Origin of the sequence: Pseudotamlana agarivorans (genome assembly GCF_018860245.1) — a bacterium.
Taxonomy (GTDB): Bacteria; Bacteroidota; Bacteroidia; order Flavobacteriales; family Flavobacteriaceae; genus Pseudotamlana; species Pseudotamlana agarivorans_A.
In genome coordinates, this window is sequence record NZ_JAHKPD010000012.1 from 305,850 (window position 1) to 320,147 (window position 14,298).

At 34.6% G+C, this 14,298-nt stretch carries 12 protein-coding genes; 4 read left to right on the forward strand and 8 right to left on the reverse strand.

The window, feature by feature from the left end:
* Positions 1-6: 6 nt before the first annotated feature.
* The gene (locus tag KO493_RS07750; protein WP_216067373.1) at positions 7-1,527 is read right to left on the reverse strand and encodes a GH3 auxin-responsive promoter family protein; all 1,521 of its coding nucleotides are present in this window, start codon (positions 1,525-1,527) and stop codon (positions 7-9) included.
* Positions 1,528-1,570: 43 nt separating this feature from the next.
* Here KO493_RS07750 and KO493_RS07755 point away from each other — a divergent pair, with 43 nt between their 5' ends.
* Entirely contained in the window at positions 1,571-2,371 is an 801-nt protein-coding gene (locus tag KO493_RS07755) for a DUF2797 domain-containing protein (RefSeq protein ID WP_216067374.1), read from the forward strand.
* Positions 2,372-2,381: 10 nt separating this feature from the next.
* The gene (locus tag KO493_RS07760) at positions 2,382-2,951 is read left to right on the forward strand and encodes a class I SAM-dependent methyltransferase (protein WP_216067375.1); all 570 of its coding nucleotides are present in this window, start codon (positions 2,382-2,384) and stop codon (positions 2,949-2,951) included.
* A gap of 193 nt (positions 2,952-3,144) precedes the next feature.
* Here KO493_RS07760 and rpsU read toward each other — a convergent pair whose 3' ends face one another.
* From rpsU to KO493_RS07780, 4 genes are all read right to left on the reverse strand, one after another.
* Complete coding sequence (gene rpsU, locus KO493_RS07765) at positions 3,145-3,339, reverse strand: 30S ribosomal protein S21 (RefSeq protein ID WP_216067376.1); 195 nt, start codon at positions 3,337-3,339, stop codon at positions 3,145-3,147.
* A gap of 39 nt (positions 3,340-3,378) precedes the next feature.
* A complete protein-coding gene (locus tag KO493_RS07770; protein ID WP_216067377.1) occupies positions 3,379-4,242 on the reverse strand; it encodes a sigma-70 family RNA polymerase sigma factor in 864 nt (287 codons plus the stop codon).
* A gap of 174 nt (positions 4,243-4,416) precedes the next feature.
* Positions 4,417-7,101: an AsmA-like C-terminal region-containing protein gene (locus tag KO493_RS07775; protein ID WP_216067378.1), complete on the reverse strand. Its 2,685-nt coding sequence runs from the start codon at positions 7,099-7,101 to the stop codon at positions 4,417-4,419.
* Between the two features lie 108 nt (positions 7,102-7,209).
* On the reverse strand, positions 7,210-7,914 hold the full coding sequence (locus KO493_RS07780; RefSeq protein ID WP_216067379.1) for a queuosine precursor transporter: 705 nt from the start codon (positions 7,912-7,914) through the stop codon (positions 7,210-7,212).
* 82 nt (positions 7,915-7,996) lie between these two features.
* Between KO493_RS07780 and folK the strand changes: the two genes are divergently transcribed.
* Positions 7,997-9,115 (forward strand): 2-amino-4-hydroxy-6-hydroxymethyldihydropteridine diphosphokinase, encoded by a 1,119-nt coding sequence (gene folK, locus KO493_RS07785; protein WP_252723181.1) that lies wholly within the window; start codon positions 7,997-7,999, stop codon positions 9,113-9,115.
* A gap of 269 nt (positions 9,116-9,384) precedes the next feature.
* Here folK and KO493_RS07790 read toward each other — a convergent pair whose 3' ends face one another.
* The 3 genes from KO493_RS07790 to KO493_RS07800 are packed head-to-tail and all read right to left on the reverse strand — an operon-like array spanning position 9,385 to position 11,428.
* The gene (locus KO493_RS07790) at positions 9,385-10,044 is read right to left on the reverse strand and encodes a class I SAM-dependent methyltransferase (RefSeq protein WP_354667426.1); all 660 of its coding nucleotides are present in this window, start codon (positions 10,042-10,044) and stop codon (positions 9,385-9,387) included.
* 16 nt (positions 10,045-10,060) lie between these two features.
* Positions 10,061-10,885, reverse strand: a complete 825-nt coding sequence (locus KO493_RS07795) for a hypothetical protein (protein ID WP_216067381.1) — start codon at positions 10,883-10,885, stop codon at positions 10,061-10,063.
* Between the two features lie 12 nt (positions 10,886-10,897).
* The gene (locus KO493_RS07800) at positions 10,898-11,428 is read right to left on the reverse strand and encodes a TrmH family RNA methyltransferase (RefSeq protein WP_216067382.1); all 531 of its coding nucleotides are present in this window, start codon (positions 11,426-11,428) and stop codon (positions 10,898-10,900) included.
* A gap of 208 nt (positions 11,429-11,636) precedes the next feature.
* Between KO493_RS07800 and mutS the strand changes: the two genes are divergently transcribed.
* Complete coding sequence (gene mutS, locus KO493_RS07805) at positions 11,637-14,249, forward strand: DNA mismatch repair protein MutS (protein ID WP_216067383.1); 2,613 nt, start codon at positions 11,637-11,639, stop codon at positions 14,247-14,249.
* The last annotated feature ends 49 nt before the right edge of the window (positions 14,250-14,298 follow it).

Here is a 14,298-nt window from a genome sequence, read left to right on the forward strand (position 1 = left end):
TTTACTTCAAATAGTTGTGTTTAGGGCCAATAGTTCACTTATATATTCTCTTGTATTTGAGAGTCTTGGTATTTTATGTTGTCCGCCTAGTTTATTGTTTTGCTTCAACCAATCATAAAATAGGTTTTTACGAGCAACATGGATAGTAGGTTTATTTAATGTCATGTTATTATAACGTTTAGCTTCGTAATCAGAGTTTAATGATTGCAACGCGTTATCGAATAATTCATTAAATGTATTCATGTTATTAGGTGCGGTCTTAAACTCGATAAGCCATTCGTGGGCGCCTTTTTCTTTGCCTTGCATAAAAATAGGAGCCGCTGTATATTCCACAATTTCTGAATTTGTTTGGTTACAAACCGATTTTAAGGCATTTTCGGCGTTTTCAATAATAAGTTCCTCACCGAAAACATTAATATGGTGTTTAGTGCGCCCAGAAACTCGAATACGGTAGGGGTTTAAAGATGTAAACCTTACGGTGTCTCCTATTTTATAGCGCCACAATCCAGCGTTTGTTGTGATGATTACGGCATAATTTTGATTCAATTGGACTTCGCTAAGCGGAATGGCTTTTTCCTCAGTAGTTGCATAGATATTCATTGGGATAAACTCATAGAAAATCCCGTAATCTAGCATTAGTAAAAGATCGTTCGAATCATTTTGGTCTTGAATGGCAAAGAAACCCTCTGAAGCATTGTATATTTCGTAGTATTTAAAATTATCCTGTGGTAGGATATTTTTGTATTGATCGGTATACGGTGTGAAACTTACTCCACCATGAAAATACACTTCTAGGTTTGGCCAGACTTCATGTAAGTTTTTCTTTCCTGTTGTTTCTAAAACATTATTTAATAATACCAACATCCAAGATGGAACACCAGCTAGGCTTGTTACGTTTTCGTTTCTAGTTTCATCTACAATAGCCTGCATTTTATATTCCCAATCGCTCATTAGGGATACTTTATTACTAGGGGTGCTACTAAACTCTGCCCAAAAAGGCATGTTGTCAATAAGAATAGCAGATAGGTCGCCGAAAGCGGTGCCGTTTTCTTTATACAGTTGTTTACTGCCACCTAGGCGTAAGCTCTTTCCAGTGAATAATTGAGCATTTTCATTGTTGTTTAAATACATGCACAATAAATCTTTGCTCGCTGCGTAATGGCAGTCTTCAAGGGATTCTTCACTTACGGGAATAAATTTACTTTTGGCTCTAGTGGTGCCACTAGATTTTGCAAACCACTTTATTGGCGTGGGCCAAAAGATGTTGCCTTCACCTTTTCTTGATCGCTCAATTACATTTTGCCATCCGTCATAATTTTTGATAGGAACACGTTCGGCAAAAGTGCTGTAGTTTTTTATGGAAGCAAAATCGTGTTCTTTGCCAATTTCTGTGTCTTTTGCAAAGGCAATTAAACTTAATAGTAATTCGTTTTGTACCTCGTTTGGGTATTTTAAAAACAATTCAATTTGGTGAAAACGCTTTTTTAAAAACCAAGATGCAATCGAATTAACTATGGGTATTGACATAATTTATTTTATCTTTAATTTTTTAAAAATAATACTTTTTTTTATGACCTACCAAGGTGTTCTGACAAAAATGGAGACTGAGTTTTCTAGTCCGATTCAATATTATTTAGTGTTCGAAAATGATTTTTTGAATATGAATCAAATGTTGGACAAAAACATACAGATTCAGTTTGTTAAATACCAATGTCTAAATTGCGGAAAGGATAAGCCAATTTATAGACAAGGTTTTGATAGACAGTGTTTTTTTGAAGTGCCTCAGGCGGCAGATTGGATCATGCATCCCGAATTAAGTACGGCGCATTTGGGTAAAGAAGATCGTGATTTGGAGTATGAGAAAGCGGTACAATTAAAACCGCATATTGTTTATCTGGCGAATTCCAGTAATGTTAAGGTAGGTGTGACAAGAAAAACACAAGTTCCAACACGCTGGATTGATCAAGGAGCGCATGAGGCTATAGAAATTGTCGAGGTGCCTAATCGTTATTTGGCAGGAATTACCGAAGTGGCTTTAAAAGCACATGTTGCCGATAAAACAAACTGGCGTAAAATGTTGAAAAATGATATTGATGATGAAAATTTGGTAGCCTGGCGAGACCGTTTGTCAGACTATATTCCTGCGGAAGCTAAAGATTATTTCATTCAGAACAATACAGAAACGCATTTGGATTTTCCAGTACATCAATATCCGGAAAAACCTAAGAGTTTAAATATTAAAAAAGAACTCGAATATTCAGGAAAGTTGGTAGGTATTAAAGGTCAGTATCTCATTTTTGAAGATGATACTGTTTTTAATGTTCGTGCTAACGAAGGTTTAGTGGTAAAGATTTCTGTCGTAATGGATTAGAACTTCATATATGAAAGCGGGTTATTACAAAACAAAAGAGTCTGTTGAAGAATATATTAGATTGGCAAAAGACGTTAATGGTAAGCAATTAATAGAAAAGCTTAAACAGATTTTGCCTCAGCAATCCGTATTACTTGAAATTGGTTCGGGTCCCGGAACCGATTGGAAAATATTGAACGCGTATTATAATGTAACAGGTTCTGATAATTCACGTCAATTTTTGGATCATTTATCAAATGATAATCCTAATGGAAAATTCATTGAATTAGATGCAATTTCATTAAATACGGATTTGAGATTTGATGGAATATATTCCAATAAAGTGATGCATCATTTAAAAGATAACGAATTAAGTGAATCTGTTAAAAGGCAAAGCGAGATTCTAAACTCGAATGGAATAATTTGTCATTCATTCTGGAAAGGTGAAAGCTCAGAAATTTTTAAAGGTCTTTTTGTTAATTATCATAATGCATTAACATTATCTGCAGCCTATGGAGCGTATTTTGAAATTTTGTCTATCGAAGTTTATACCGAATTTGATGATAACGATTCCGTTTTATTAATGGCACGAAAAAAATAACACATCACAATACAGCTTGTAAACCTAGGCCAAATTTTGCTTTTGCGTTTTACAAGTTATAAACAATAAGTTTTTATACTTGAAATATATTTCCTTTATCCGTTTTACGCGACCAGCATTATTCTGTAAAACTTAAAAACCCACTTATAAAATAAATTATAAATGGGTTTTAATATAAATTTGAGAGTGAAGTCTATATATCTTCTTGATCTCTTAAACCTTGAATATAAGCTGCTTTTTGAACTTGACGACGTCTTTTTACAGATGGTTTTGTAAAGAATTGTCCGTCTCTTAAGTTTTGCATTACTTTAATATTTCTGTGTTTTCTTTTGTAGCGTTTTAAGGCACGCTCTATGTTTTCGCCGTCTTTTACAATGATTTTTAACATGACTCGTATTTAATAAATTATAATTTTAATATTTAAGTTTTACCCTAAATAAGTTCTTAGTACTCTACATTTTGAGGCGTGTCGCAATCTGCGAATGCCGCGCTCTTTTATTTGTCTTACGCGTTCTCTTGTTATACCAAAAGCATCGCCAATTTCTTCGAGGCTTTTAGGTTGCTTGACACTAATACCATAATAGTATCTAATAACCTGAGCTTCTTTATCTGAAAGCGTCTCTAAAGCACGATTAACTTCGGCGTTTAATGATTCTTTAATCAAATCGGAATCGGGTGCATTACCCTCATTCCCTTTAACCACATCATATAAACTAAAAGTTTCGCCTTCTTTCAACGGTGCATCCATGGATACGTGTCTTCCAGAAACTTTCATAGATTGCTTTACATCACTTACAGTAAGGTCGAGTGTTGTAGCAATCTCTTGAGCGCTAGGCGCTCTTTCATGGGTTTGTTCTAAAAATGAATAAGCTTTATTAATTTTATTTATAGAACCAATTTTGTTCAAAGGTAATCTAACTATTCGAGATTGTTGTGCTAAAGCTTGAAGAATTGCTTGTCGAATCCACCAAACGGCATAAGAGATGAATTTAAAACCTCTAGTTTCGTCAAACCGTTTCGCCGCTTTTACTAGGCCAGCGTTGCCTTCGTTGATTAAATCGGGTAAAGTTAAACCCTGATTTTGATATTGTTTTGAAACAGAAACTACAAAACGTAAATTAGCGGTTGTGAGTGTATCTAGAGCTTTTTGATCCCCTTTTTTGATCCTTTGTGCTAATTCTACCTCCTCTTCGGCGGTGATTAACGGTATTTTACTAATGTCTTGAAGGTATTTGTCTAAAGATTTGGACTCGCGGTTGGTAACTTGTTTTGTAATTTTTAATTGCCTCATGTAGATTTTTTAAGATTATGTCGAACCTTTAATGTATGATTTTTGTAGCGAAAAACCTAATAAATCCGTTTATTGTTATGAAAAACCCTTCAAAGTGAACAAAAGTGACTGGTTTTTGATCCATTTTCAAGTTTTTATGTTTTTCTAAATCCTTATAAAAATGAGCGCATAAGCTTATTTTGAGTGGTCTTGCTCTTTATTCCTTCCGCCTAAGAAACCGTCTAACACATTTTTAATCACTTTTTTAGAGTCATTCGTCTTATTTGAGGTGGTATCTGTACTTTCTTTAGAACCTATAATGCCATTTAAAACATCTTCAACGTGTTTACTTTGGTCTTGCTTTAAGGAGTCTGATTTGGTTTTATTTCCTCCAATAACATCACCAATCAGATTGTTAATCTCGTCTTTACCTTGATTAAGTAATTTTTCTTTCTGAATTTCTAAAAGCTGATTGCTTAAGTTTTTAGCGGCACTTGTTAAATCGGTTTTTACATTCGGACTCGTATAACTACCTGTGATGTTAGCCGTTACGGGAATTGACATTTTATCTACTTGAGCATCGTCAATTTTGCCAATCAAACGGTTTATATCGCTCCCTAAATATTTAGCAGGCACATTAAAAACAGCGCTGTAATCAATGGTTTTATCGAAACCGTGTGCACCGGTAACTGTAATATCAATGTCCTTATAATTTAAATCGAAAGGTGAAACACTAACTTTTCCATTCGCAAATTCTAGTTTGGTTTTTATATCATTGATATTAATATCTTCAAAATCTATAAAATCTACAGCGTTATCAAGCTTGCTTATTAATCCGTTTTCATCTTTATTAATTTGAGTAGAAAGTAATTCAGCCAATGCTTGACCAGTAAGACTGTTTAATTTTGGCGTAAAATTATTGTTTAAATCTCCCGAGATGTTAATATTGGTGTTTAGTTTTCCTTGAAATATTTGCGCTATTGGTGCTAAGCTTCTAAGTAATTCAAGATCTTTAAACGATTGTGCGATATCAAAACTATCGGCATCTAAAGCCATGTTAAAACTAGGTATTTCTGTTTTTGTAGATACGTTTCCAGACAGTCCAAGTTTTCCGTTAAATATACTGGAGTTTACATTTTTAAGTAAAACTTGCTCATCTTTTATAATTAGAGTACCTGTAACATCTTCTAAATTTAAATTGTCGTAAACAACCATATTTGCTTTGGCATTAATGGCGCAATCTAAAAATGATGGAATTTTTATAGCCTCGATAGTCGCTGTGGTTTCAGTAGATTGTTCTGTTTTTTCTTGGGTTTTAGACATAAAATCATTCACCTTAAAAAGATAGGAATTCAAATCAAAATGACCTTTTAAAGTTTTATTACTAAACATAAAACCTAATAGGTTGTTAATCGTTCCGGTAGCATTTAAATCGGTTTCGCCTGTTTTTGCTTTAAATTGCTTTAAGGATACCTTACCTGGATTAAAAGTTAAATCTGCTTGTGAAATTTGGATAGGTTTTAGGAAATCTTCCGAAGTCATTTCAAAATCGGAAAGACTAGCCGAACCACTATTTTTTATACGATCGTAAGCGTTGGCTTCAATGGCATTCATATCGAAAGCTGTGTTTATATTTGCTTTTAGGATGCCTGTTAATTTGTGATCCAAGTCAATAGGATACGCTTTTGTGAGATTGGCTAAATTTAAAACACCATTAAGATTAGCGTTTACCAACATGTTTTTTGTAATGTTTTTTATGTGGGCCGATGCTTTAAAAACATCTTGATCAATTTTAAAATTTAAGGTATTGACATCAATAAAAGTGTCGTCGGTATTTCCTGTGGTGTTTTTAATAACCGTGTTGATACTAATTTGCTCCACACTTTTTGGTAAATCTAGATATTTAAAAGAGGCGTTGTTTGAAACAATACTTACATCGAAAGTTGGAATGGTGGTTTCGGTAAGTTTACCTTTTATGAGGCCTTTTACTATAAAATCACCAGTAGTTCTTACATTTTCAATGCTTTTAGAGTAGGTTTTCGGGATAAGTGCTAAGAAGTTTTTAAAATCGGATTCCGGATTTTCAAAAGTGATATCGATGTTTTGACCTTCATCAAGTCGCTGAACAAAACCGTCAAAATGGATAGGAAGCTCGTTAATTTGTGCTTTATTTTCTTTAAAGGTGTATTTGTTATTGTTTAAATCTACACCAATGATAGCGTCCAACTTTATCGGATTGTTGCTTAAATAATTGGTACTATCTATGGATAGGCTTAGATTTAATGCAGTTTCAGTATCTAGTTCTGAAACTTCGGAAGTAAAAGTGCCGTGGCCTTCATGATTGAATTCAGAAATATGAGCCGTAGTATTTGATAGTTCGTCAATGTAAGTGAAAGCACTATTTTTTATTTGATAATCTTTAATACTAAAGGCAAAATTACTAGGTTGTTCTTCCGCGGAAGCGTTAACCTCTTCTGATTCTTTTGCAATATCATAATTGTTATTTCCGAATTTATCGGTTTTTAAAGTGATCAGGGCTTCGTTTACATAAATGGAGTTTATTACCATGGCCTCGTTAGCACTTTTGAAAATTTCCTTTACCGACATGGTAAACGAGATGCTTTTAGCAGTTGCTAAAGTTTCATCTTTAAAAGGTTCAAAGTTTGTGATTACCAAATCGGTAACGCTAATACCTGCTTTTGGAAAATTCTTTATAAAACTAAGGCTAACATCGTTAAACGCTACATTGGCATTAATGTTCTTGTTAATTGTTTGTTTTACAAGTTCTTGAATACGGCCTTGAAAAATAAACGGAATCGCTATTAATGCCATGATTATAGTAATAAGGATGATTCCTGTAATTTTTAGAATTTTCTTCATAAATAAAGGTCTGACGTTGGGTTAGGATGAGCAAAGTTACCGGTTTTACGAAAAGTAAGTACGCTGTTTAAAGTTAATTATTAACGCATATCATGTAGATGGGAGAAACTACAGTAAGTCAATTTCTTGATTTACTTTTAGGCGAAAACGTTTTCTAAAAAGAAAAACACCTAGGTATAAAAAAGGCGTGTCTAAAGCAGCGATAATCACTTTAAATAGAAATCCGCTAACCACTAAACCTTTAAAGTTTTCCCAGTCAATAATTCCGAAAGAGCACAGTAAAAACACAATAGTAAACGTGTCTATAAATTGTGAAAACCAAGTAGAAAAGTTGTTTCGAAGCCAGAGGTATCTCCCAAAAGTGAGGCGCTTCCAGAAGTGATATATCTGGATGTCGATAAACTGTGCGAACAAATAGGTGATCATACTGGCAAAGACAGCAATTGATGTGTTGCCAAAAACGGTATTAAACATGGTGTCGTCTACGTAAGACCATGAAGTTGCAGGTGCTAAGCTTGACACATGAATAATTAAAAGTGAAAAAAGTGAGGCGAAAATACCAACGACTACTACGTCGTTAGCACGTTTTTTACCATAAATTTCACTAATTAAATCGGTTATTAAAAAGGTGATGGGATAAGGTAGTACACCAACAGAAATTTCAAAAAGTTTGCTGCCAAAAATTTCAATATTTATAGGATGCCAATAAAAAAACTTCTGAAAAATTAAGTTTGAAACCACTAACGATGTTATAAACAACCCACCTAAAAGCAAGTAAATACGTTGAGCGGCAAGTTTATCTCTTAAAGACATAGTGATTGTGAATAAATACGTGTTGTAAATATAAAGTATTAAAAATTGTTTTAGTTATTTTGCCTCTCTTATGCAAAAATCAATGATATATTATATTGCTTTAGGAAGCAATAAAGGCGATAAATTTAAAAATTTGCAAGCTGCTATTCAAGCCATTCATGAGCAAATTGGGTGTGTTTTGAGTATTTCAAAGGTGTATCAATCGCCTGCTTTTGGTTTTAAGAGTGACGATTTTTTAAACTGCTGTTTGGCTTTAAAAAGTGTTTTAGAACCCCAAGAAGTTTTAGAATTACTACTGAAAATTGAAATTGATTTAGGACGTGTAAGAACACAAACAAGTGGTTATGAGGCGCGTGTTATAGATTTAGATATTGTTTTAGCTGAAGCTGAAATTATTAACACCCAAACCTTGCAGTTGCCACATCCCGAAATGAGTAAGCGTAAGTTTGTACTCTTGCCATTAAATGATATCGCCTCTCAAGAGGAGCATCCTGTTTTGAAGAAGAAAATCGCTGAATTGTTGGGAACTTGTCCAGATGATTCTGCTTTGGAAGCTTTGGAGATTCGCCTAGAGAAGCCAAGTACCAGTTTTGAGCTTTCAAAATACAATTACCTGGCTATTGAAGGGAATATTGGTTCAGGGAAAACCACTTTAGCGACTCAAATTTCTGAGGACTTTAATGCTAAGCTGATTTTAGAACGTTATGCTGATAATCCGTTTTTGCCTAAATTCTATGAAGATGCCCAGCGCTATGCCTTTACTTTAGAAATGTCTTTTTTAGCTGATCGTTATCAGCAGATTTCAGACGATTTATCGCAACTCGATTTGTTTAAAGATTTTATAGTCAGTGATTATGATGTGTTTAAATCGCTTATTTTTTCAAAAATCACCTTGGCGGAAGATGAATTTAACTTATATCGTAAGTTATTCTACTTGATGTATAAAGAGCTTCGAAAGCCTGATTTATATGTGTATTTGTATCAAAACACCGAGCGCCTTCAGCAAAACATTAAAAAACGCGGTCGCGATTACGAGCAAAATATTCAGGATGATTATTTGGAGAAAATCAACGCCGGTTATCTCGAGTTCTTAAAAACGCAAACCGATTTTAATGTGAAAATTATAGATGTATCACAGCGTGATTTTGTTGGAAGTCGCGCCGATTATTTGTGGGTTTTAGAGCAAATTGCTTCGTCATAATTTAAAAATAGAACACTCAATAAGGCACTGTTGTCAGCTCGAGTGCAGTCGAGAGCGATGCATTGGAAAAAAATCTCGACTGCGAAAAGACGGTAAACAAACAACTTTAGAAACGGTGTTCGAGTGGAGTCGAGAACCTACATTCTTCCTAATATAATCTGAAAATTTATATCAAAAATAGTTTGGTTACGTCATGGGAATCAAGCTGACATGCTACTAATAATTTACTTATAAAATTTATAGGTAACTACTTGTCTTTATCAAAAGTCTTAGAAAAGCATATATAATTTCGTTTCAATACGTCCCTTGTGTTGTTCAGGGAAGTGTTCAGCTAATACGATTTCAGATTTAATTTTCAAAAAGAAAGGTGCTTCTAGCAGATTTACGCCACTATTTTGTTTCAATCTGATGCCTTGTCCGGAAATAATGTCTTTATTCGGTATGAAATCACCTTCAGGGATGTGTTCCGTTAGAATAATATATTGGTAAGCCTTGAGCTTTTCAAGCACCTGCAGTATTTCTTTGTTTGATAAATGCTGCAAAACTTGGCGCAAAATAATGCAGTCTGCTTTTGGCCAGGGGTCTTTGGCGATATCTAAACAGTGAAATTCGAGCTTGTCAGATTTATAAAGTTTTTCGTTTCTGTCAATGAGTTTTTCAACAATATCTATGGCGATATATTTTTTTGAAAAGGGTAGCAGTTGCTTGCCAATATTAAAATCGCCACAGCCTAAATCGCAAATCGTGAGCGTATTGTTTTTGGTCTTTAAGAATGCAGAAACAGCCTCCAAATAAGGAGTAATGATTTCAGGGTTATGTGAACCATCACCAGAATAAAAATCAAATTCTTGTCCACCCCAAAGATGTTTATCGTAAATCTGGTCCATGACATTTTTGGTAGGCCATGGTTGTTTTACTTTTTTAATCACTTGTTTAATTCGGAGTTTAATCTTCTTTATTGTGTGTTTTTAACCATTCTTCACCTTCTTTATCCACAAAGAAATCCATCCAAACATAATACATTTCTTTGTTAGCTTTTACTTCTACCGAGTGGCTCGAAGCTAATGGGATGTGAAGTAATGAATATGGTGGGAAATCTACTTGTGCATCATCGGCATAAACGATACTTTCATTGTTGTCAAGACCTAAAAATAATTGTTCAAGCATGCCGTGAACATGTGCTCCAACCTTGTCAGGGCCAATAGTTTTAACGGTTCCCATGGCAACACGAGGAATGTATTTGTTAGGAAGTATGGTTCGACTAGTGGTTTGAGGACTTTTAATAGGTTCGGTGTACGACTCGCAATCTGTGAATTTTTTGAAATAGATGTTATCAATATTTTCCTTTGGAAAGGTTTTGATGTCTTCAAGGTCTACTTCAGTTTGAAAAACGGATATTTTTAAATAATGGAGGACATCATTTTTTGCAGCCTTAAAAGTAATGTCGGTAACATTATTAGGAAGCATGATTGTTTCTGGTACGATATCGTAAGTTTTGCCTGCGGAGGTTAGAGTGCCGTAGCCTTTTATGAATAAATAAACTGTTTTGTAGGCGTTATTAGGGGTGATTTTTTTGGTAATCTTGCTGTCAATGATAATGTGTTCTGTGGTTACGCCATCAATTTCATCTTTTAAAATGTTTTGATTTGGTTGTTTTAGTTTGACATCCAAGGCCATGTCTAGATGCTTTATAGGGATTTCTTGAGCGTGTATTGGAGAAACTGTTAGTAGTAATCCGAAGGAAAGTGCGTAAATAAATTTTAGTACCATGACATAAAGGTTTTATCGCCTTAATTTACTGAATATATCCCAAACCACAACCCCACAACTTACAGATATATTTAAGGAGTGCTTCGTGCCAAATTGCGGGATTTCAACAACCACATCACTTTCAGATACTACTTTTTGTGAAACACCTTTAACTTCATTGCCAAAAACAAGCGCGTAAGTCGTGTTCTTTTCAACTTCAAAATCATTTAGCATGGTGGCGTTTTCAGCTTGTTCAATGGCGCATATTTTTACACCATCAGCTTTAAGTTTTTCAACCAAATCCATAGTGTTTTCTATGTATTCCCAGTCTACCGTATCGGTGCTTCCTAAAGCTGTTTTGTGAATGTCTTTATGAGGCGGAGTGGCTGTGATGCCGCAGAGGTAAATTTTTTCAATTAAAAAAGCATCACTTGTTCTAAATACAGAGCCAATGTTGTTCAGACTTCTTATGTTGTCCAATACGATTATAATGGGTGTTTTTTCGGCATCTTTAAAGTCGTCTACAGTCAATCGGTCTAATTCGCTGTTTTTTAATTTACGCATGGTATTCTGTTTAATAAAAAGATAAGAGCTACTAGAGTCAAGCCTGTACCTTTGTTGAAATCTATTTTTAATTGTAAATAACTTGTAAGGTCATGATTTTATAAAAAATCAAAATAACGCTACATTAGCAATCTTGCAATTTCCGCAAAAATAAGACTTAAAAACAACATGACCTCGGGTGATTTTCTGGGAGCATGGAAACAGCATTATGACGAAAAAAGCCAAAAAAGAAACGCCGTTAATGAAACAATACAATGCAATAAAGGCAAAGTATCCAGATGCTTTATTGTTGTTTCGGGTGGGAGATTTTTATGAAACCTTCGGGTCTGATGCTGTAAAAACAGCAGGTATTTTAGGGATTATTTTAACCAAACGTGGTGCAGGGAGTGAGAGTGAAATTGAATTGGCTGGTTTTCCGCATCATTCACTAAACACGTATTTGCCAAAACTGGTAAAGGCCGGTGAGCGAGTGGCGATTTGCGACCAGTTAGAAGATCCAAAACAAACAAAAACAATTGTAAAACGTGGGGTTACCGAATTGGTTACGCCTGGTGTAGCACTTAACGATGAGGTTTTAGTGTCTAAATCGAACAACTTTTTATGTTCGGTTTATTTTGATAAAAAGAACATTGGGATTTCATTTTTAGATATTTCTACGGGAGAGTTTTTAACCTCTCAAGGAAATGCCGAATATATTGATAAACTGCTTCAGAATTTTAGTCCTAGTGAAGTTTTAGTCTCCAAACAAAAACGAAGTTTGTTTAATGAAACCTTTGGCGACGATTTTCATACCTTCTATTTAGAAGACTGGGTATACCAAACCGATTATGCTTACGAAACACTTATAAAACATTTTGATACTAAAACGCTTAAAGGTTTTGGAATTGAAGATTTATATGAAGGCATTATTGCTTCGGGGTCTATTTTACATTATTTAGGAGAAACCCAACATCATAAACTGCAGCATATCACATCGGTTTCGCGTATTGCAGAAGACGATTATGTGTGGATGGATCGTTTTACTATTCGAAACTTAGAGCTTTATAATTCTACAAATAACAACGCCGTTACCTTATTAAATGTGATTGATAAAACCATTTCGCCTATGGGCGGAAGGTTGCTTAAGCGTTGGTTAGCGTTGCCTTTAAAGAATATTGAAAAGATAAAACAGCGCCATGAAGTGGTGAGTTATTTATCTGCGGAAGAATCTGTGCTTCATAAAATTCAAAATCACATCAAGCAAATAGGTGATTTGGAACGCTTAATTTCAAAAATAGCTACAGGGAAAGTAAATCCGCGAGAGGTTATTCAGCTTAAAAATTCTTTAGAAGCTATTGTGCCAATAAAAGAAATGGCTTCAAGTTGTGATAATGATTCTTTAAAAATTATTGGCGATACACTTCAAAGTTGTGATGTACTTCGTGAAAAAATAAAGACCACCTTAAATGAAGATGCACCTGTAAATGTGTTGAAAGGGAATAGTATTGCGGTAGGCTTTTCGGCAGAATTAGATGAGTTACGTGGTTTGTCAAAATCAGGGAAAGATTACCTAGATAGTATGCTGGAGCGTGAAAGTGAGCGTACAGGTATTACTTCACTTAAAATAGCTTCTAATAATGTGTTTGGATACTATATTGAGGTAAGAAACACACATAAAGATAAAGTTCCTGAAGAATGGATTAGAAAGCAAACCTTGGTAAATGCCGAGCGTTATATTTCTGAAGAACTTAAAGAATATGAAGCCAAAATTTTAGGTGCCGAAGATCGTATTCAAGCCATCGAGCAGCAGCTTTTTGCAGATTTAGTAATATGGATGAATCAATATATTAAGCCGGTACAGCAAAATGCTTATTTAGTTGGGCAATTGGACTGTTTATGCGGATTTTCGCAATTAGCAAAAGACAACCATTATATTTACCCAACTATTGATGAATCTCATGATTTAGATATAAAAGATGGACGTCACCCAGTGATTGAAAAACAATTACCTATAGGTGAGGCTTATATTGCGAACAACGTATTTTTAGATCGTGAATCGCAGCAGATTATTATGATTACCGGGCCTAACATGTCTGGTAAATCGGCGATTTTACGACAAACCGCTTTAATTGTATTGTTAGCTCAAATAGGAAGTTTTGTGCCAGCCAAAGAAGCTAAAATAGGATTGGTGGATAAAATTTTTACCAGAGTAGGGGCTAGCGATAATATTTCTATGGGCGAATCCACCTTTATGGTCGAAATGAATGAGACGGCTTCTATTCTTAATAATATCTCTAACCGTAGTTTGGTGCTTCTAGATGAAATTGGTCGTGGTACCAGTACTTATGATGGGATTTCCATCGCTTGGGCCATTAGTGAATATCTACATGAGCATCCAGCAAAACCAAAAACACTTTTCGCAACGCATTACCATGAACTGAATGAAATGTGTGAAACCTTCGGGCGCATAAAAAACTTTAATGTATCGGTTAAGGAATTAAAAGATAATGTACTTTTCTTAAGAAAGCTTGTTGAGGGTGGTAGTGAGCATAGTTTTGGTATTCATGTGGCTAAAATGGCCGGTATGCCACAGCAGGTGTTGCACCGCGCCAATAAAATATTAAAGAAATTAGAGAAATCTCATTCTAGCGAAGAATTAACGGATAAAGTAAAATCTATAGAAGATGATATGCAGCTCAGTTTTTTCAATCTAGACGACCCTTTATTAGAAAACATAAAGGAGGAAATTTTAGGTACTGATATTGATACACTTACGCCGGTAGAAGCGCTTATGAAATTGAATGAAATTAAGCGCATGTTGGTTAAGAAAAAACAAGCTTAAAAATAAATTGAAAAAAAATTAAAAAAGGCTTTGGTATTTGCATAAAAGT